Source organism: Bacteroides sp. MSSM.1001136sp1_RTP21357st2_D2_RTP21359_211015, from assembly GCF_040913205.1.
GTDB classification, from domain to species: Bacteria; Bacteroidota; Bacteroidia; order Bacteroidales; family Bacteroidaceae; genus Bacteroides; species Bacteroides ovatus.
Map to the genome: position 1 here is coordinate 13,501 of NZ_JBDFVF010000048.1, position 20,851 is coordinate 34,351.

Annotated in this window: 19 protein-coding genes and 1 pseudogene; 9 read left to right on the plus strand and 11 right to left on the minus strand. The window is 36.0% G+C overall.

Annotated elements, in window-relative coordinates; genetic code table 11:
- Window positions 1–34: 34 nt before the first annotated feature.
- Entirely contained in the window at window positions 35–1,111 is a 1,077-nt protein-coding gene (locus AB5217_RS22685) for a glycosyltransferase family 4 protein (RefSeq protein WP_032842858.1), read from the plus strand.
- Here AB5217_RS22685 and AB5217_RS22690 read toward each other — a convergent pair.
- Entirely contained in the window at window positions 1,094–2,152 is a 1,059-nt protein-coding gene (locus tag AB5217_RS22690; protein ID WP_032854544.1) for a glycosyltransferase family 9 protein, read from the minus strand. The genes AB5217_RS22685 and AB5217_RS22690 overlap by 18 nt on opposite strands.
- Window positions 2,153–2,384: 232 nt before the next feature.
- Between AB5217_RS22690 and AB5217_RS22695 the strand changes: the two genes are divergently transcribed.
- Complete coding sequence (locus AB5217_RS22695; RefSeq protein ID WP_004298299.1) at window positions 2,385–3,296, plus strand: lipopolysaccharide kinase InaA family protein; 912 nt, start codon at window positions 2,385–2,387, stop codon at window positions 3,294–3,296.
- Here AB5217_RS22695 and AB5217_RS22700 read toward each other — a convergent pair whose 3' ends face one another.
- The 7 genes from AB5217_RS22700 to AB5217_RS22730 form a co-directional block, all read right to left on the minus strand.
- The gene (locus tag AB5217_RS22700) at window positions 3,297–4,109 is read right to left on the minus strand and encodes an FkbM family methyltransferase (RefSeq protein ID WP_004298298.1); all 813 of its coding nucleotides are present in this window, start codon (window positions 4,107–4,109) and stop codon (window positions 3,297–3,299) included. It lies immediately after the preceding gene.
- On the minus strand, window positions 4,106–5,239 hold the full coding sequence (locus AB5217_RS22705) for a glycosyltransferase family 4 protein (RefSeq protein ID WP_032842860.1): 1,134 nt from the start codon (window positions 5,237–5,239) through the stop codon (window positions 4,106–4,108). Before AB5217_RS22705 ends, AB5217_RS22700 begins: the two co-directional genes overlap by 4 nt.
- Window positions 5,240–5,268: 29 nt before the next feature.
- Window positions 5,269–6,081 carry a phosphorylcholine transferase LicD gene (locus AB5217_RS22710; protein WP_004298296.1) on the minus strand — a complete coding sequence of 271 codons (813 nt, stop codon included), beginning with the start codon at window positions 6,079–6,081 and terminating at the stop codon, window positions 5,269–5,271.
- Between the two features lie 15 nt (window positions 6,082–6,096).
- Entirely contained in the window at window positions 6,097–6,828 is a 732-nt protein-coding gene (locus AB5217_RS22715; RefSeq protein ID WP_032842861.1) for an NTP transferase domain-containing protein, read from the minus strand.
- Window positions 6,825–7,874, minus strand: coding sequence for a pyridoxal phosphate-dependent aminotransferase (locus AB5217_RS22720; RefSeq protein WP_032842862.1), 1,050 nt, complete (start codon window positions 7,872–7,874; stop codon window positions 6,825–6,827). The genes AB5217_RS22715 and AB5217_RS22720 overlap by 4 nt, the downstream gene beginning before the upstream one ends.
- 1 nt (window position 7,875) lies before the next feature.
- Window positions 7,876–8,685 carry a glycosyltransferase family 2 protein gene (locus AB5217_RS22725; protein WP_004308029.1) on the minus strand — a complete coding sequence of 270 codons (810 nt, stop codon included), beginning with the start codon at window positions 8,683–8,685 and terminating at the stop codon, window positions 7,876–7,878.
- A gap of 422 nt (window positions 8,686–9,107) precedes the next feature.
- Window positions 9,108–10,097 carry a glycosyltransferase family 2 protein gene (locus AB5217_RS22730; RefSeq protein ID WP_004298291.1) on the minus strand — a complete coding sequence of 330 codons (990 nt, stop codon included), beginning with the start codon at window positions 10,095–10,097 and terminating at the stop codon, window positions 9,108–9,110.
- Between the two features lie 293 nt (window positions 10,098–10,390).
- Here AB5217_RS22730 and AB5217_RS22735 point away from each other — a divergent pair, with 293 nt between their 5' ends.
- Window positions 10,391–11,395 carry a glycosyltransferase gene (locus tag AB5217_RS22735; RefSeq protein ID WP_032854548.1) on the plus strand — a complete coding sequence of 335 codons (1,005 nt, stop codon included), beginning with the start codon at window positions 10,391–10,393 and terminating at the stop codon, window positions 11,393–11,395.
- 93 nt (window positions 11,396–11,488) lie between these two features.
- Here the strand turns inward: AB5217_RS22735 and AB5217_RS22740 are convergent, their stop codons facing one another.
- Window positions 11,489–12,430 (minus strand): glycosyltransferase family 2 protein, encoded by a 942-nt coding sequence (locus AB5217_RS22740; protein WP_004298289.1) that lies wholly within the window; start codon window positions 12,428–12,430, stop codon window positions 11,489–11,491.
- Window positions 12,431–12,706: 276 nt separating this feature from the next.
- Between AB5217_RS22740 and AB5217_RS22745 the strand changes: the two genes are divergently transcribed.
- From AB5217_RS22745 to AB5217_RS22755, 3 genes are all read left to right on the plus strand, one after another.
- Window positions 12,707–13,687 (plus strand): glycosyltransferase family 2 protein, encoded by a 981-nt coding sequence (locus AB5217_RS22745; protein ID WP_004298288.1) that lies wholly within the window; start codon window positions 12,707–12,709, stop codon window positions 13,685–13,687.
- Window positions 13,688–13,698: 11 nt separating this feature from the next.
- Complete coding sequence (locus AB5217_RS22750) at window positions 13,699–14,673, plus strand: glycosyltransferase family 2 protein (RefSeq protein WP_004308033.1); 975 nt, start codon at window positions 13,699–13,701, stop codon at window positions 14,671–14,673.
- A 119-nt stretch (window positions 14,674–14,792) separates the two neighbouring features.
- A complete protein-coding gene (locus AB5217_RS22755; RefSeq protein WP_004322485.1) occupies window positions 14,793–15,704 on the plus strand; it encodes an alpha-1,2-fucosyltransferase in 912 nt (303 codons plus the stop codon).
- Between the two features lie 18 nt (window positions 15,705–15,722).
- Here AB5217_RS22755 and AB5217_RS22760 read toward each other — a convergent pair whose 3' ends face one another.
- Complete coding sequence (locus tag AB5217_RS22760) at window positions 15,723–16,514, minus strand: family 6 glucosyltransferase (RefSeq protein WP_004298285.1); 792 nt, start codon at window positions 16,512–16,514, stop codon at window positions 15,723–15,725.
- Window positions 16,515–16,827: 313 nt separating this feature from the next.
- Window positions 16,828–17,826, minus strand: a complete 999-nt coding sequence (locus AB5217_RS22765) for a glycosyltransferase (RefSeq protein ID WP_004322484.1) — start codon at window positions 17,824–17,826, stop codon at window positions 16,828–16,830.
- Between the two features lie 384 nt (window positions 17,827–18,210).
- Here AB5217_RS22765 and AB5217_RS22770 point away from each other — a divergent pair, with 384 nt between their 5' ends.
- From AB5217_RS22770 to AB5217_RS22780, 3 genes and pseudogenes are all read left to right on the plus strand, one after another.
- Window positions 18,211–19,083, plus strand: coding sequence for a glycosyltransferase (locus AB5217_RS22770; protein ID WP_032854558.1), 873 nt, complete (start codon window positions 18,211–18,213; stop codon window positions 19,081–19,083).
- A 168-nt stretch (window positions 19,084–19,251) separates the two neighbouring features.
- A pseudogene (locus AB5217_RS22775) lies at window positions 19,252–19,440 on the plus strand (ATP-binding protein); the annotation flags it as partial.
- Window positions 19,441–19,485: 45 nt separating this feature from the next.
- The coding region (locus AB5217_RS22780) for an ATP-binding protein (RefSeq protein WP_368117386.1) at window positions 19,486–20,851 on the plus strand (1,366 nt) is incomplete at its 3' end.

Genomic DNA, 20,851 nt, shown 5'->3' on the forward strand with positions numbered 1-20,851 from the left:
TGTTTATTGAGCCGAAAGAGCGTAGAATCAAATAATGATGAAAGAGATACAACGAAAGAAAAAGGTACTGATAGATCTTACGAATTATGGTAGTCTCACAGCCGGCTTCGGGCAGATTGCGGCCAACTATGCAACCGCCTTTTCGTCTATGCCGGTAGATGATCTTCATTTTGTATATTTATTGCGGCAGAAATATATGCAGGAATTTGGTCCGAATGTGACCTCTGTTCCGGTACGTCGTATCAATAAGTTTTTTCCTTTTACCCTTCCCAAGGTAGATGTATGGCATGCGGTGAATCAACAGCGCAAGATGTTGCGTATTGCCGGTGGTACAAAGTTTATCTTTACTATACACGACTTTAATTTCTTAACAGAGAAAAAGCCCTGGAAGGCGAAAATGTATCTTCGCCGGATGCAGAATAAGGTCAATAAAGCAGCGGTCGTGACTACGATCTCTCATTATGTGGCAGATGTCATTCGGCAGCATGTAGATTTGAAAGGGAAGGAGATCCGGGTCATCTATAATGGAGTGGAGAGAATCGATACATTGGAAGGAATAAAGCCGTCGTTTGCTACAGGGCGTCCTTTCTTTTTTACGATTGGACAAATCCGTAGAAAAAAGAACTTCCATCTCTTGGTTGACGTAATGCGTTATTTCCCGGAATATGATCTATATATTTGTGGCGATGCTCATTTTGCTTATGCTGAAGAAGTGCGCAATCTGATCCGTGAGAATCAGCTCACTAATGTCTTTTTGACGGATGTTATTTCTCAAAGCGAGAAGATCTGGTTATATCGGAACTGTGAGGCATTCCTGTTTCCTAGTGAGGGAGAAGGCTTTGGATTGCCGGTGGTGGAAGCTATGCAATTTGGGAAGGCTGTATTTGCTGCTAATCGCACTAGTTTGCCGGAAGTTTGTAATGGACACGCTATCATGTGGGAACATTTGGATACAGAATCTATGGTGGAAAGTATCCGGGAGCATCTACCTGATTTTTATAAAGATAAGGAACGCTTGGAGAAAATCAAGGAACATGCCGCTTCATTCAATTACGAGAAGCATATACAAGCCTACCTTGATTTATATCGGGAGTTAGCTCAATTGCCTTAGTATTGGAATCAATTGCTCGTATACCTTTTCGGGAGTAATTAATGCAAAACGCTCCTCATAGGGTAATGTCGCCTGTTGTTCCGGTGGAAGAATGTCGTCAGGACTAATTCCTTCGGCGAGTACGGAATTGGCGGGTAACCACATTGACTTTGACGCACTTGGTGAATAAATGGCAAATGAAGGAACTCCAAGAGCTTGGGCGATGTGTCTGGCTCCTCCTTCGTTCCCGAAGTAAAATGAACAGTTGGCACAAAGTGCTGCCAGTTGTCGTAATGAAGAAGCTTGTATATCGATCTTGATACGTTCCGGACATCCTAATTCCTTGTAGATATTTCTGGCATCTTCTTCTTCGTACCCCGGCGCGTAGTTGAAGATCATTTGTATGTCCTTGTATTTCTCTAATATTCTTTTCAGTGTGGCTACCATGAACTCCGTATTCCATTTTTTATGGATGAGTTTGGTTGTGACTCCTATTAATAACACAGGGCGTGCAAAATCAATCCCTTCCTTTTCCATATAATATCGGAAATCTTCTTTTTCCCGGTCAGTCAGATATAACTTGAATTCTTTTGTGTATTGAATAGGTCTGATCTTTTCTAATGGTGCTGCAAGCAATAGATTGCGTTGTACCATGTCAGTTGTCAGATTCTTACTGTAAGTGTCTGTCCGGTAGTTCAGTAGAAAATGTGTATATCCTTTAATGCGTCCTATCCGGAAAGGAGTTCTTAATGAAAAAAGAGAGAAAAAAAGGGTCCGAATAGTAGAGCGCATATCGATGATTACATCGTATCTGTTTTTATGCATTACCTGCCATACTTTTTTTATATAAGCAGTGAATGGTTTATTCTCATTCTTGTCAAATGTAATGACTTTATCTATATCCGGATGCCCCTCATAGAGTGGAGCAATATTTTTATTAAGCACGAAGTGTATCTCTGCATCGGGAAAACTTTTTTTCAGCGTGCTGCACAATGCAACAGCCAGAATTGAGTCGCCTATTTGTCTAAATCGAATAATTAGAATTCTTTTGATTGGTTTCATGCTTAAACTTCCTTATGCTTTTTATCGTGCAAACATAACTAAAAAAAAGCATTTATGTCTAAATATAAATGAAAAGAAAAAAGAAAAAATGACTAAAGCGGTTCGTAACAGGACTTATATGTAGAGAGAGTTAGCCAATCTTTGTGAGAAAAGAGAAAAATATAGTCGGAATATGGCCTAATTTCTTTATCTTTGCTCAATCTTTGTAATTAGTATTATATAGGAGAGTGTAATGAGAGTGATTGTAAATCCCAAGTACGCACATTTGCAGAAGGAGATAGAAGAAATTCCAAGGTCCTTCCAGAAAGAAAGAGATGTGGTGTATGATGGTCGTAATGTTTTAAAACGAATTGGCTTGGGCAGTATTGATGTTGTGGTGAAGAGCTTTAAGAAGCCTCACATCATCAACCGCGTTGTATATTCGTTTTTCCGGCAATCAAAAGCAGAACGTTCCTATATTTATTCTATGGAGATCCAACAGCATGGTTTTGACACTCCGGAGCCAGTGGCTATGATTGAACAATTTCAGAATGGTCTTCTTTCACATAGCTATTATATTTGTTGTTATGATGGTGGCGAAACTGTCCGTTCCCTGATGGATGGGAAAGTAGAGGGAAATGAAGATAAACTTTCTGCTTTTGCGCGCTACACTGCTGCTTTGCATCAGGCAGGTATTCTCCATTTGGACTATTCTCCCGGTAATATACTGATTCATCAGAATGAAACGAATGAATACAGTTTCTCTCTGGTCGACGTGAATCGCATGCAGTTGCTATCGGATATTGATTGTGATATGGTATGCCGTAATATGTGCCGTTTGTGTATTTCGCGTGAGGTACTGACTTACATCATGACAGAATATGCTTCTTTGCGTGGATGGGACGTCGAATCTACGGTCAGTCTGGCCCTTCGTTACAGCGATCAGTTTTTTACTCATTATATTTATCGTCGTGCGGCACGGAAAGAGAAAGAAAAGCATATTGTATCCCTGATTTTATTCTTCCGTTTATACCGTTCCGTACGTAAATTCTTTTCTTGGGAACCGCATATCTCACGTTTCTTATTGAAAAAGGAAAAGCATATCTATGATACATACCTGTGCAAGTATGATTATTGTGAATTGCTTTCTGCTGATTATCAATGATTACTTCTTACTTCCGCGCATCACTACACTGCGGATTTTATGCCTGAAAAACCCTTTTTGATTAATATATGTGCAGTTATGTTTGTCCAGAAATGCAGAGATAACTTCTTCGTCATCACGCAAGTGGTATGTGCAAATGGCAAAATCCAGCTTCTGGCAATTCTGGAATAAGTTATTGCATCCGGCCAATGCGTGCCGTTCGGCTCCTTCTATATCCATTTTAAGAAATAGATGTTCATTCGTCTGGTTGTTGAAGAAATCATCCAGTGTTTGCTCTCTCGAAGAATTATGGTCACTCACATACTTCTGGACAATCGTCACTTTATCCTGCCATGGTTCGAAGGTAGCTCTGATGGCTTCCAACCATTGCTCGTCCTGCTCAAACAAATAAACATGTTTGGCTTCTTCGATAATTTCCAGTGATGAATATCCTTCGGCACAACCGACATCCACAAATACTTTCCCTGTCACTTCTTTAACGCTGTTGAAGTAATGGTGCGGTGAGCGCCTGTCTTGTTCCATACTCAAAGCCCTATAATATTTTTGAATTTTCTTGGCTGGAGTGCTTTTTCTGAAATAGAGTCGCTTCTTTTCTTTTTGAACATAGTATAAGCCTTTTTCCTCATCTTTCTGTACATCAACAGGCATATTGGCGTATTCATCCTTGAATTCATACAGGTGTCTTGAATATCCATGTTCTTTAATATATTCATAGTATTTCAGATAAGGAGAGCCAGGCTTATATCCTTTCATGAAATAATATGGGAGAGTGCCATATATAAATTTCTTTATTGTATGTTTAAGTACGTTCATTTCATTAGTTTCTTGTAGATGTTTAAGATTTCTACCGCTTGCTTTTCTTCAGAGAATCTTTTGGCAAATTTTTGCCCCTTTTCAATCATCTCCTTTTTTCTTTCAGTATCGGAGTATATCTGTTTGAAAGCATCGGCCATTCCTTTGATATCGTCAGGATGTACATAGATAGAGTCGGGACCTCCGGCTTCTTCCAGGCAAGATCCAGTCGCGGCCACTACCGGAATACCGGAGTATAGAGCTTCTATAATGGGAATACCAAAACCTTCGAAACGGGAAGGGTATACAAAAATTTCTGCTAACTGATAAAAAACCGGCAGATCATCAAAAGGAACATTGCTGATGATATGTACCCTTTTTTCCAGCTTATTCTCCTTAATGAAACGTTCAATCTTATCAGTATATTCCGTGTGGCGTCCTACAATGACGAGATGAATCTGTTCAGGAAGCATCATTAGTGCCTGCACCGCTGAAAGGGCGTTTTTGCGTTCTTCAATACTTCCTACGTTAAGGATATAGTGATCCGGTAGCTGATATTTAGCCCGGATTTCTCTTTTCTTCTCTGCTGCTACAGGATGTATGAATGAAGGATCACATCCCTGATAAACAACTTCTATCTTATCGGCGGGAATCCTGAAATACTCAATAATATCACGCTTGGTACATTCGCTGATAGCAATGATTTTATCGGCATTTTCGCAAGCTTTACGGAATTTGTATGTGTATATTTTCCTGTCGATCGAATGGTAATACTGCGGATAGCGCAGAAAGATCAGATCGTGAATCGTTACAATACTTTTTACCTCGCTTTGATGTATATTCAGGGGCAACTCATTACTAAGTCCGTGGAATATATCGATTTTTTCTTTTTCCAGTTGTTGGGTAACGCCCCATACTCGCCACAATGAACTTAACTTTTTCCAGGAAGAAGTAGTGGGATAAGAAAGCTGTAGTTGCTGATACTGCTTCGTTAATTTGTCCAGCCTCTTGTTTTCCCGTTTCTTGGGGGCATACAGCACATATTCATTCTCCGGATAGAATTGGCATAGAATATCCACTATATAGCGGCTATAATTACCCAGACCGGTGAAATTCTGTACTGCACGTTTTCCGTCAAAACCTATTCTCATTTCTTCTTCTTACCTTTATGTGATTATAATTAGACTTCAAAATTCCGATAAGGTTTATTCAAGTCTAAATAATGGAAATTATGTTGTCTTTGTCCACTTTGTTTAGGTATGGTCATGTAATCTCCATATTTCTGTGACAGATAAGCGTCGTATTTCTGTACTCCCCATACTTCTTCATCTTCAAACCGGATAGGAGTGGGAGTGCCCAGGATATCCTTCGACATGATTCCTTTCATTCCATCATCATAATCGCAGACTAATGCGCATTGGTCGAAATCGTATTTCTTCATCACCTTCCTGATGCTTTCCTGTGCTCCGGTAAGGGTAAAAAACTTTCTGCATAATAGCGGTATCCATGAACTGGGACCTTTCCCATGTTTGTATGGATCGCGATGAATAAGATAAAGTACTCGTTTGTAGAACTCATACTTCGCAAAATGCATTCTTTGCGCCATACGGCTTTCCGGAACTCCATCTAGTGGAAATATATCAATATATACACCTCCCAGATATTTGAGATGCATACGCTCGATTAAGGTTGTGTTGGCATCCTGCACCTTTGCGAACGGAAGAGGATATTCCTTATCATTCTCAGCGCATACCGCTTCGTAAGGTTCCGGTAACCATTCTTTGGCATTAGCCATTAGTAAGTCATAATCAGCTCTTGGCATTCCGATATCCAAATCATCATCCCAGGGGATGAATCCTTTGTGGCGCACAGCTCCCAGCATGGTGCCTGCCATGATGTAATATCGCAGATTATGTTCTTTGCAAACTTTGTCAACAGCTAATAAGTTCTTTAATATGCGAAGCTGTAGAGGGCGGATGTCGTAATTAGCCATTCTATCTGATTTTAATTAATAAAGACTGGCTGGAATCAGCTTCTGTGCCTGTTGAAAGTCTTCTACTGTGTCCAGCTCGGCCGAGAAGAACTCGGTGGTGTCCATAACGTAAAAACTATATCCTTGCGGAATCAGTCTCTCAAAAGCCCGTTCGTAGAATATATTATCCAGTCCTTCGGCAGTAATCATAATTTCCAGTTCCCGGAATAGCGCTTTGGTATATTCAGCTGACATCTTTTCAATGCCGATAGATTCTCCGATAGCATAGGATATCGAGCAGACTTTGCTGATTTCAACGACCTTTTGTGCATCGTCCACGATGACTTTTATTTCTTCTGCTCCGAGCTCATGACGATTCAGTGCCAATATGTCGTCCTTATCCGAATGAAGCAGTTTCTCTACAATCTGCGGATCAAATACAATGTCGCTGTCTAATAACAAAATCTCCTGCCCATCCGTATAGGAACGGGTGAGCCATAATGAATAGATATTGTTGGTTGATTCATACCTGTCATTATAGATGAAAGTAATATCTTGGGTTGGATAATGTGCCTGTAGGAAATCAACGATTTGCTGCTGGCGATACCCGGTGACAATGATGAACTCATCAAATCCGTTTTGTATCAGAGCATCAAAAGCTCTTTCCAAAAGGCATCGTTCTCCTATTTTGAGAAGACATTTGGGCGTCGTATCGGTCAGCGGGCGTAAGCGTGAAGCTATTCCTGCGGCTAATATTACTGCTTTCATTTGGATGCTATTTCTTTGATTGTATCTATAACGATCCGGTTCTGCTCTGGGCGTCCCAATGTGATACGCAAATGAGTATTGATATCCGGTTCATTCATAAACTTCACTTTATAACTCTGTTCAGCAAAAGCCTTTTGTAAAGCCTCTTTCAGTTCTATCGGGTATTTGATTAAAATAAAATTGGCAACCGATTCATATACTTTGAATCCGGGTAACACGCCGATTTCCTTTTCGTAACGCTCACGGTCTTCGTTCATCAGTTTGGCGATGTTTCGATAGTGTGCGTCCGATTTAAGAGCCGCAATGGCGATATCTTCGGATATCCGGTTATATCCCAGATATTTATTGCTGTATCTGCTGAATTTTTCCAGCTCCTTACTCATGAATCCGAATCCCATACGTAAACCGGGCAATCCATAAAACTTGGATAAAGTACGGGAAATAATCAAATTCGGATATTTATTAACCAGCTTTTTGATATAACTGGTATCAGTTGAAACAAAAGAAGCGTATGCTTCATCTATCAGTACCACTGTTGGGCTGGGCACTTCTGCGAGCAGTTCATCCAATTCTTTTGGAGTTAAACCATTGCCGGTAGGGTTATTGGGAGAAGCTAGTAAAAGAATCTTCGGATTCTCTTTCTGAATCATATCTTTTAGCGTCTCAAAGTCATATTTAAAAGTATTTCCGTCTTCGTAGAGAGGATATTGCAAAGTATGGCCATTCACCTCATCTGCAATTGATTTATAATACCACCATGAGAACTTGGGAATCAACATCGTTTTATTTCCATCTTCTTGAGTCAGGAAGTAGTGTACAGCTTGCTTCAGAATATCTTCTCCGCCGTATCCTAATAAGACTTGTGTTTCATCTATATCGTAAAGTTCGGATAAGAAAACAGATAATATACTTTTCTTTCCTTCATCATAAATGCGGGTATAAAAACAAAGTTTATTTATATCGAAGTTTTTTAAAGCCTCTACTACTTCTTTTGATGGACTGTAGTTAAATTCGTTTCGATCTAAAAAGTTCAAATTCTTTTCCATATTAGTTTTGTATGATTCCTTTATCGCACCAGGTTAGCTTCCTGACTTTCGTTTCGTTCAAAATACTGCGGTTGTTGCTCAAATTATCCGTTCCATGTAGCTCATGATAAAGATGGAACACAATTCCCGCAAATTTGATGGTACGCTTGCGTACACCGTTATTGATGAGGCGGCACACTAATTCATGATCTTCGCTTCCCCATCCGGTAATAGCTTCATTGTACCCATTGACTTTTAATAAATCCTCTTTCCAGAAAGCCATATTGCATCCTCTGGAATATGAAATATCCCATTGGCGATAATGCTGAAGTAGTGGGCTTAGCCAAGGCAAATGTACTCCGTTGATTGTGTTTTTAGTACCTTTGTCGTGAATAGAGATAATGCAGTTCCTTTCTGCCAGCATCTTTTTGGTTAAACCTTCCCGGATTAATACACGGCTACCGGTTACGAAACTGCCTTTTTTAGCAAAATGTACATGATCTTTGACGAAATCTTTGTGTAAGACGATATCCCCGTCAATTTGTATAATATATTCTTTAGATGCTTTCGCAATAGCTTTGTTACGGATGGAAGCCAGTCTGAAGCCTAGATCCTCATGCCAAACATGAATAATGGGGACTTCGGAAGAAGCAGCCAATTGATGAATTAGCTCTCCTGTATCTTCTTTAGAACCATCATCGGCAATGATAATTTCATCAGGAAGGAGAGATTGACGTAGCACGCTTTTAACGCATAATTCTAATGCGTCGCTTCTATTATAGGTGGATATAATTAGCGATGTACTTATGTTGCTCGCCATGGGTTTATTCATATAATTATTACTAAGTTAGTTAAATAGTTAAGGGGGCTTGCACTAAAATTCTACAAATGTATACATTTTATTTGGTTGTAACAAGCGTTAAAGGCTTTTTCAGGATAGCTACATCAAATTTTATGATTCTTTTTTTTGTTCTGGAATTAATAAGTCTACATGCAAGTTCGTTGTCTTTGCGGCTCTAGTAAGTCATCTCTTCATTATAACTATTGGCTTTGTATAAATCTTCTTTCCAAAAGACTATATTCATCCTCTTACATACAAAATATCATTATGATGATACTTCTCTTGTAAATGACTAAGAATGAAGAGATGCTTTTCCATGTTTTTAAGAAGTATAAGACTGTAAATTTTGTAAATGAAAATAATATTTTCTATGAACCTTCTTATAGTATATTATTTGTTGATAGTTTTTCCGCCTAAGTTTTGTCCTTTTTGTATTTATGACTTTTAATTAGATACTGGATGCTAAAAGGAAGTTTTAGGAATAAAAAACGTTTTATAGATTTGAATGTTAGTCGGGTTTCCAAAATAGGAGGGATACAGTTTTGAGAGAGCCTTGCTAATCCTTTTATTAAATCAACCCTTTTAATATTTGAGTACATCGCTGGTAGGTATCGATGATAAATTTCAAATAAATAATATAAGTTTATTTCTTTTTGAAGATGTTTGCTAAGGTTGTTGTCTGCTTGCATCAATCTCCTGATCTCACTAAAAACTATGGTAAGATCATTTAGATGCTTCAAGGTGTAGCCTTGTTCTATATTTGTAATAGAGTCTTCTCTCTTGCAATTATAAAGATAAGTTGTCCGGTTGGTTAGGCTAAATGATCTGGTATTTAGAGCGAGCATGGCATGCATTACTATGTCTTCGTGGTACACGTGTTCCAAAAAATGAATATGAAATTCTTTTAAAAAAGAAAGATTATATAATTTATTCCATGTAGTTACCCATATCTCATTTTTTTCTTCATAAAAGTATTGAGCCATACATAATTTACCTTTTCGTGTAATATTAGGATAGTTAGTAATTTTGAGTGAATTTTCATTCTCATCAATTTGATTGATTCCGGCTGCTACAAAGTCTACTTTCTCGTGTGAAATAATATTATATAAAGTTTCAATGCAATCAGGAACAATAGCATCGTCGCTATCCATAAAGTATAGATATTTCCCTTGAGCAGATTCAATTGCTGTGTTTCTTGTTCCTCCCAAACCAAGATTTTTTTTATGTGTAATTATACGGATGCAGTTACCTCTAGGATGTGTGCTTTTAAGTTGGTAGACTATATCCATGCTGTTATCATGCCCTAAATCGTCTACTATCAAAATCTCTAAGTTTTGATAGGTTTGGTTTAATGCAGATAATAAGGCACGTTCAATGTACTTTTCTACATTATAAATAGGCATTGAGAGAGTTATTAAGCACATACTTTTCTTCAATCATTAATAACAAAATAATATTAGGTGATTACAAAGTTACTTTAATATTTGTAATGATGAAAGTTATTTCGTTTTTTATTGATTTCTTATCCCGAGCTTGCCCTATATATAGAAAGAATAATTTCATTAGAATAAAACTTTGGATTATTTTCATTACCTTTGTTCAGAATATTGTGTTTGTCTAAATAATGGGACTGATGTAAATTCTGCAATTCCTCTATTGTTTAAGACTATTGTTCTTTAATTTAAATTTTAATAATATGATATATATTATTTGTTATGATTGGCCTTCAACATCTGGTAATCATACAGGAATGAGGTATCTTTATGAATATATTCAAAAAAGAAATCCTGAATTGTATAAAATGTATACTTTCAATATGGGTAGGCGTTTTTTGGATAAGGGAAAAAAGGGGAAGAAAATCTCTGTGCTTTTTACGGCACTTAAATTAGCAATGACATATAAATCAGGAGATAAGTTTGTTCTTACTGAATATTTACATAGAGATTCATATCAAATATTGTTTGCAAAAATAATACGCTTTATATGTCCTAAAGCACCTATATATGCTATGGTGCATCTTGTTCCTGAAAAATTGGAAAGGCGATATTCGAAAGCACAAATAAAGAAGAGTTCGCGATTTGTTACAGAAATTGTAACATTGGGAAGTAGTTTGACATGCTATCTCAATGATTTAGGAATAGAGAATGTTTATACTTCCTTTCATTATGTCGATAATAATTATTATACTCCTTCTGCAAATCTTTATAACAGAGGTGGTGATGTCAAGGTAATAGTAATGGGTGCTTTGGCACGTGACTTTGAACAGATTGCTTATATTGTTTCAAGACTTCCGCAAATTCATTTTTATATATGCAAAGGGCGGGAGAATATTGATTATTTGTTTTCAGGTTTAAAGAATGCAACATTGGTGGGGTATGTTCCGGAGGCGGAATTAAAGCATTATATGAATGATTCTGATATTTCATTAAATGTGATGAAGGATACTATTGGAAGTAATGTAATTTGTACTTCAATGGCAACAGGATTGGCGATGGTGGTTAGTGATGTTGGATCTATACGGGACTATTGCGATGAGACTAATGCATGTTTCTGTTCTTCTCCCGATGATTTTATAAAGAATATTATGATCTTAGCAAATGATCGAGAGTTGCTCAATTCGTTAAAAAAAATGTCTTTGAAAAAAGCACAGCAGTTTTCTATCGATAATTATTGTGTTAGCTTGTCATCTCTATTGAAGTAATTGAAGAGTATGGCCGTTTACAGTTATTATAGTAAAATTCTTAAAGGATATTGTTAGCAAGGGTATTCCTTAAATTCAAAAATATAAGGCAATTTATTTATTGCGAGTTAATTGCCTTTTTATTTTCTTCCCAACATGATGAACTAAAACTAGCAAAGATACATTTAGTGTGAGTTTTCTTAGAGCGTTGCATAAAAGTAAAAGGTCGTGTAAGCTAAAGTCGTTTTTTAGCGAATGCTGTAGGAATTTATATATATAACGTTTGATTGCTTTTTTGAATTTTCTTTCGTGAAGATGGGAATGGTAGTTTATACTAATCCATTCCATGAAAAGTATTGTTGCTCTAATCTTTTCTTTATTGAAATGAGTGGAGTTTGATATATTCTCTCCTTCAGCATTTCTCCAGCTGACAGGATTGCCTGGTAAAGATATGATTCCTCCTGTAAATTCTGCAAATTTAGCCCATGTTGCATCATCGGTGCACCAAGCCAAAGGGAATTTAATAAATCCTCCCGTTTGCTCCCATACTGTTCGGCTAAATACATACTCACAGGCGGCAGAACTAATTTTCCCAGATAATTTATCTAATAGGAATTCATATCCAGAAGTTAAATCGGTTTTAAAAGGAGGGTTTTTATACTTTAGTTTACCATACTCGTCAACGACTTCTAAAGGAAAACGGAATATATATTTTCCTTCAGAATGTTTTTGTGAGGCTCGAATTATACGTGCTACTCCGTCAAAGGGCATTAAGTCGTCATCTGAAAAAAGCCATATAAGTTCTTCTGCTGACAATAATATACATCGTTCCCAATGACCGGGTAGGTCTTTTTTGCCCATGTTTTGTTCAAAACGATGATATATAATGTCAAACTTGTTCTTGTAACGATCTACTATGGTCTCTAATGGGTAGGGACTTGCATCATCACCAATATATACGGTAAATTCGTGATTGTTTTGTTTAGCGATAGAATCAAGTGTTTCTTGCAAAAAACGTGGTTTATAAGCTGGTATAATAATTGCTAATTTTTTCATTTTTATTGCTATCAATTAGGTTTTGCAAATATACACATTCAGTTTGTTTAAATATTGTATTTGCAAACTTTTGTGATGGAAAACTATACTAGCAAGTTGCTGAATGCAAAATACCCCATAGAATTTTTTCTTTTGGCTTTTCAGTTATATATACGTATTGTTAATAATGATTAATTGCAAGCGTGAAATTCTGCTCTATTTGTAAACAATCTCTTTTTAGATACTTCCTATGGATATTATTCCTTATTTTTGCAAGTAGAACATGAATATTCAAATATGGAATCTCAATACTCGGTAAGCGTTATCATCCCTGTTCATAATACAGCTCCGTATTTGCGACGTTGTATAGAGTCTGTACGTAATCAGACGTTGAAAGATATAGAAATCATATTAGTGGATAATTTGTCGACCGATGATTCCCCTTCTATTTGTGATGAATATGCTAATATTGATTCTAGAGTAAAAGTGTTGCATCTTGATGAGGCAGGTTTATCTATAGCTCGTAATGCAGGAATTGAAATAGCGACTGCTCCATATATTGGGTTTATAGATAGCGATGATTATATTGAACCGACAATGTATGAAAACATGTTGTCAGTCATGGTACAGAACAAAGTTTATATGGTATATTGCAACTTTTGCTTTGAGTATGAAGATGGCCGTATAGAACAAATGTATCCTAATACAGCTAATGTGTATGTACGTACTAGTCAAGATGTTCAGCGAGATATTATTTTTGAGAGAGTAAGTAGTTCAGCTTGTACTAAACTTTTTGATAAGATTTTTTTTGATTCTTATCGCTTTCCTGTAGGTATGTTTTTTGAGGATCATGCGACTATTTATCGCTGGATAAGTATTTGCGATAAAATAGTTTGGATTGATGCTGCTTATTATCATTATATACAGAGAGGTGATAGTATTTGCCATACAATCAATCCTATAAAACGTTATCATTATTTCTTGGCTGAATATTCAAGATTGGAGTTTGCAAAGGAGCGGCGGTTGTTTGAAGGTAGAGATTGGTTTGATGCCGTCAATGTGATTGTGGAAAATTGCTTTAATCATTTTCAAGGGTTTATGACGGATCCTAATCATCAGTCGTATCCTGTTGAAATTAAAGATATGAGGAACAAGTTGAGTAGATGGCGTTTTTTGTCAAGAAAAGAATTGTCTTCTAAATATTATAAACGATTACGTAAGATAACTTATTTTTGGCCAATTTATTATTGGACTCACTTTGCCAAGAAAAAGAATTAAAAAATGATATAATGGAAAAAGAATACCCTTTAGTTTCGGTTATTATTCCTGTTTATAATGCGCACAATTCGATAACTAAAACGTTGCAGAGTGTTATTAATCAAACGTATACTAATCTTGAAATTGTTGTAGTGAATGATGGAAGTACAGATGATAGTTTAGATATAATAAAGACGTATGCGGCTGAAGATCCCCGGATTGTTGTATTTAATAAACAAAACGAAGGATTAGTGCAGGCGCGTAAATCGGGTATAGATATTGCTACTGGCAAATATATCCAATATTTAGATAGTGATGATATTATGCATGAGGATGCAATAACTAGGCTGGTTGCTAAAGCAGAGGAAACGCAAGCGGATATGGTAGTGGCCCCTTTTATGTTTTGCTATGATGGAGAGTTTCATAAATCAACTTTTTTTGATTTTGTAGAGTTGTCAGGCGTGGAGTTTTTGAAAAATATTCTTTTAAAAAAGGCTTATTGGTGTGTATGGTCAAAATTTCATCTTCGATCATTATATCAGAATGAAATAGAAAGGCCAGATATATCATTTGGTGAAGATGTCGTTCTTTCCACACAATTATTGTTATACTTACAAAAAGTCGTTTCAGTTGATTATATAATTATTGACTATAATTTTACCAATACGTCAATGTCACATCCAGCAACTTTTGATGATAAAAAGTATGGAGACTTTGTGAATTATACAATATGGATTGAAAATTATATTGATAAAAAAGGGTTGAGGGAAGAGATGAAGGAAGCACTTGCTCATTTCCATCTTGAAAATGCCTTTAGAAGAATTTATTGGAAACGTTTTGCTGATATTAGGAAGGAAATGAAACGGCTTGTTAATGAAATGGAATCCTATCCTTGTTTAATAAACAACTTGTCAAAAAGAGAACGTAAGATTGTGAATGCTTATAGAGTATCAGGTTTCTGGGGAGATTTGAAACTTAGATATTATAATATGCGCCATAAACTGTAATGTGCTCAGATAAATTAAGGCGTTGAGAAATGAAGCATATATTGTTTATCGCTTATAATCTAGCTGGTTGGAGGATTTGAATCTGTTGCAGTATAGTTGGTAAAATAAGATATAAAGAAATGAGTATTATTAGAAGGTGGCAAAGAAGTTGTTATAAAAGAATGTTGAAGGCTCGCTTAGTTACTCCTAAGGTTGTAGTGTTGATGGATGGTGGTATTTGTTCTCAAATGCTCCAATATTTGTTGGGAGAATTTTTTAGAAAGCGTGGATGTAAGGTTGTGTATGATCTATCCTTTTATAAGGAATGGGGAAGTGACATGGATTATAAATTTGCCCGCAATTTTGATTTGTTGAAAGTGTTTCCTTATTTGGGGCTGACAATTGCAACAGAGTTCGAAATCTCCTATTATAAGAGACATTTTTATTATGTTGGGAATAATACATCGGAATGGATAGATGATTTTTCATTTTTGGAAAAAAATCCCCCTATTTATTTAGGTGGATATTATCATTTGCCGATAAATATTTGGGTACCCGCATTTATGTCTACTTATAGAATCTCATCTGAAATATTTGATGAGGGTAGCAAAATGTTAATGTCAGAAATAAAACAGAATATCAATCCTGTAGCAGTGCATGTTCGACGGGGTGATTTAAGTGTTGAAGTTCGAGCGTATGGGAAGCCTGCTTCTTTGAGCTATTTTAAAAGGGCTGTTGATTATATGGAAAAAGAGACTGTTATGCCTTTTTTTTACTTTTTCTCAGATGAGCCGGAATGGGTGGCATCAGAACTTATTCCCTATCTTGAATTTGCAAATGAGAATTACAAGGTGGTGGATATAAATGGTTCAGATAAGGGGTATATGGATTTGTTTTTGATAGCTTATTGCAAACATCAGATAACAAGTAAAGGTACTTTGGGAAAGTATGGTGCTTTATTGAGAGATAGTGCAGATAAAATAGTGATTCTTTGTGATGATAAAGTTGAATATCAGTGGAAAGGAGTTTTCCATAATTCTGTATTTTTATAATAGAGAAAAATTGGATAACTAATCAGCCGATTTAAATTTTTGGCAGATTAGCTTAATCCTTTCCCATAAAGAGTTTTTTCTTCGCAATAATTCATGCCCGCCATATTGGGGTTTATTTTTGTCTCGAATGAGGATTATTGGTTCAAAAGGAAGGAGCCAACCTTCTGGGTATAGATATGCAGGGGACAATGTAATAGCTGGTGGATTATCTAAAAAGTATTTATTGATTAGAGATTCGTCGTGCCAAATTGGTATTATATGGTTTGTGGCATCTCTGTCAACCCATGAGCAAATTGTTGTGCAGAGTTTCAAGTAGGCCTTTGTACATCCACCTGAAAGCCCTCCAGCGTAATAATATCGACCTTCTCCCTCTGGGATATAGGCAGTAGAAGCATCTCTTCGCTCGTATGTAAATTCGGAGTTCGGTTTATTGTAGAATCCAGGGTGCATAGTTCCTAGTAATCCGTTACTATCTGATGGTGGTAGAATTTCTTTGCCAATAGGACTGGTGAATAAGAGATTGGCATTGAAGAAAAATAGATAGTCGGTTTCTCGCTCTAACTGTTCCTTGATACGAAGGAATATATGGAAACGTTTTAATGTGTTGTCAGGCCATCCTAAATTCTTTTGTTTGATCCGGTGAATATGTTTGTTGTTTTCTTCGTCATATAGTTTAGGACTATCAGTAAATACATAATACTCGATAATGAAAGATTGGTCTTGCATAAAATAACGTTCTGCGCTTAGATAAAAGTCTTTCCAAAAAATGTCATATTTGCCAGTACAGATATATAATATACCAATTCTCATTTTATTTATTGCTTTGATTCATATTATTGGCAAATATATAAAGATTTATTTTATATTATTTGTTTGAGGTGTTTTTATTTTCTGTGAATTACCGGTAGCAGGAGCTTTTTAAAAGTAAATTCTATTTATTTCTGGTCATGAGTGTCTTGCAAATGGGTAGTAAGCATTCGGTGAACCCCGTTTTTTCTATAGTTCTTACTCTGTATCTTTGCAAGTTTTTTCCAGTGCAAACATATAATATACCAATTCTCATGTTTATTGTTTTAATTTTAGACCTTCGGTTTTGTCCATTTGAGAGTGTTATTTATATTGATTATACTAAAAATAAAGCAGTAAGTAGTAGAATTGCTAATAGTATAGAGATACTTACGAATATTGAGTATAGACGTTTGTATTTTCTGTATTTTGGTTTATAGTCTGTTTTTTGTGCAAGGGCTATTAAAGGTTTTTTATATAGGTCAAGGATGTATTGTAAATGATAGCATAACCATTGGTCTTGTTTTTGACCTAGGTAATTAAAAAAGAGAATAAAATAGTATATATACCCTGCATAGCCTTGACTGTTATTGTCAAATATAGTCCGAAAGAATGATTCTCTGGTGTCAAATCCTGCTTCTTCGAGGTTGCTGCATGGTTTCATTCCATGAAAATGGATAAGCTTAGCATTCCCATTAATTCCCCAGTACGGTTTCCAGTTATATTCAATAGGTAAAATTTCCATGTCCTTGAAACACAGCTCGTTTAAGTACCCTTGATCAAAAAGTCCTGAAGTAGATCTTTGCCTTTTTTTCATCATCTCTACAAATTGCTGATATTTGATTCTCATTCCTTGGATGTTCATGACTAATATTCCAGCATTGAAATAACTCATTCTTTTTGTATCGCGTTCAAATTCGGGAGCAGCAGCTAAATAAGCAGGATGAGGTAGATCTTTCAGTAATATATCATCATTAAAGATTATGTCCATATCGGTGTATAATACATATTCGTCTTCTTTTTCTATTATAGGAATCTCCATTCTCATGAATGTGCCGAATATTCGACTATATTCTATATCTTTTCCTAGTTCTGTTTCCATCCATTCGTGAGAATATATTTCCATTAGTTCCTTTTTATATGGTAATTCATGGATGATGATCTCAACTTTAAAATCTTTTAGTAAGTTGTAAACAGGATCGCCAATTTTACCATCATATAGGCAAATTAATCGAAGAGATGTGTTTTTACGAGCACTAATTAAGGTTACCTTTAACATGTTAAAGTAATCTTTTCTGTTGACAATAGAGTCTGTCAAACAAATATAACATTTCATAATTTATAGAATATATAAAATAAATTATACTAATATGTTTCTCAAAGCTATCATAACTGTAAGTTATACAATAGTCCTTGCCAAACTGTTAGAATTGTATTGTATCTTACAAAAATAAGCAAAAAAAACTTTTACTAAGACGTTTTGATAAATAATTGTGATATGTTAGGATTTTCTTTCCTGAAGAATTGAATTCGAAGAGTTAAGGATGGATGATCTACATTCTATATTTATCTGTTAGCTTTGGAAGTCTGGAGTTTTTTATTTTTTTAAATCTAAGTTTGTCCTTACAGGATTTTATCCTTAGTTTTGTGAACTATTTTTTTATGAATTAGAGATATTCGTATAAAAGTATCTTAATATATAAAATTGATTTGAATAAATATGATTTCTATTATAATATGCAGTAGGTTTCAATCCATCTCTAAGAAATTGAAGGATAATATTGAGAATACGGTTGGGGTTGTTCATGAGATTATATGTATTGATAACAGTAAAAGTCAATATGATATATTTAGTGCTTATAACGAAGGGGTCAAAAGGAGCCAATATCCACTTCTATGTTTTATGCATGAAGATATTTTACATTACACTAGTGATTGGGGAAAGCTTCTGATAAATCATTTCAGAGATTTGAAAGTAGGGCTTATTGGAATTTCTGGACCACGTTTTATTAGTCAAATACCGGGTATTTGGTGGGGACCTGGAAGTACAGATGCAGGAAAGGATGCAATTTGCCAGTATTCTATTGACACTAATAGAGCTGATCCAACCATTACTTATAATACTTGCTTTAAACCCATTGCAGATGCGAATGCCATAGAAGTGGTAGCAGTGGATGGATGTTTTTTTTGCATGAGGAAATCTGTTTTTGATAAAATAAGATTTGATGAAATAAATTACAAAGGATTTCATTTTTATGATCTTGATATCTCATTGCAGGTTTATATGCTGGGACTGAAATCATTATGTGTATATGATATTCTAATAGAGCACATTAGTAATTCAAAGCTAGATAATGAATGGCTGACTAATGCACGAATATTTTTCACAAAATGGAAAAACTGTCTGCCGATAGTAAGTTATCCAGTGTCAGCAAAAGAAAGAAGAGTTTTAGAGAAGAACAATCTTCAAACTATGAATTATATTATTAATGAGAATAATCGAAAGCCTAGTCATTATTATAAATTCTCAGAGAAGCTATATTTATTGCGATACTGCTGTGATAAAAAAATGCTTCAGTCACTAATCTATTAGGTAAAATGTGTCACTTTATGTTGAGTGGAGCACGGCTTTTCATTTAAGAAATATTGTTTATCGCTTGTTATTGTAATAAAAATCCTTATATTCGTGTGCAGCGATGCGGAAGCATCGCCTTAGGCATTTCTTCTTATCGTTCATTTTTAATTTCTTTCTACTTTGTGAGTTGTACGTCCGGTAACTACATCAGAGGTCTCTGATTTTACAATAGGTGGTTATACCTTTGAAGTAGGTGGGAAGAATAAATCGCAGAAGCAGGTGCATGATGTGGAGAATGCGTATATCGTGAAAGATGATATTGAGTACGGGATGCGGAATGTGATTCCTCTTTGGACATTTGGTTTTTTATATTGAGATAATATGTATATTTGTACGATGTGAACTTAAACAGATTGAAATATGGGTGGCAAGATTTACCCTATTGGTATACAGAATTTTGAGAAACTCCGTAGAGGTGGCTATTTTTATATTGATAAAACGGCATTGATTTATCAATTGGTGAAAACCGGGAGTTACTATATCTTAAGTCGGCCGCGCCGTTTTGGCAAAAGTCTGCTTATTTCTACGCTTGAAGCTTACTTTCAAGGAAAGCAGGAACTCTTTGAAGGGCTGGCTATGGAGAAGCTGGAAAAAGATTGGGTAAAATATCCTATATTACATCTTGATCTTAATACGGAAAAATACGATACTCCGGAAAGTTTGGAGAATAAACTGAATGGGGCGTTGGTGGAATGGGAGAAGATATATGGCGAAGAGCCCTCGGATAAATCTTTAGCGATGCGTTTTGAGGGGATTATTAGGCGTGCCTGTCAGCAAGAGGGGCAAAGTGTGGTGATCCTAGTGGATGAGTATGATAAGCCGATGTTACAGGCTATTGGTGATGATGTTTTGCAAAAGAGTTTCCGCAATACATTGAAAGCCTTCTACGGCGCATTGAAAAGTCAGGATGGGTGTATCAAGTTTGCTTTGTTGACGGGAGTTACCAAGTTCGGTAAAGTCAGTGTGTTCAGTGATTTGAATAACCTGAATGACATTTCAATGTGGAATAAGTATATAGATATTTGTGGTGTGAGCGAACAGGAGCTATACGATAATCTGGATGCCGAACTTCATGAATTTGCCAATGTGCAGGGAGTGACGTATGAAGAGATATGTGCCAGGTTGAAAGAAATGTATGATGGCTATCATTTCACGCACAATTCCAAAGGAATGTACAATCCTTTCAGTCTGCTTTTAGCTTTTGATAGGAATGAGTTTAAAAGCTACTGGTTTGAAACAGGTACTCCCACTTATTTGGTGGAATTGCTGAAGAAACACCATTACGACCTTCATCGGATGGCCCATGAAGAAACCGATGAACAGGTACTGAACAGTATGGATTCTGAATCTACCAATCCTATTCCGGTGATTTATCAGAGCGGATATCTCACCATTAAGGGATATGATGAAGAATTTGGTATTTACCGTTTAGGTTTTCCTAATCGTGAAGTGGAGGAAGGATTTATCCGTTTTCTGCTTCCTTATTATGCGAACGTCAATAAAGTGGAATCTCCCTTTGAAATCCAAAAATTTGTTCGTGAGGTACGTGCTGGTGATTACGAATCTTTTTTCCGCCGTCTGCAAAGTTTCTTTTCGGATATTCCTTATGAACTAGCATGCGAATTGGAATTACATTATCAGAATGTACTATATATCGTGTGTAAACTGGTAGGCTTCTATGTAAAAGCGGAATATCATACGAGTGAGGGCCGTGTGGATATGGTAT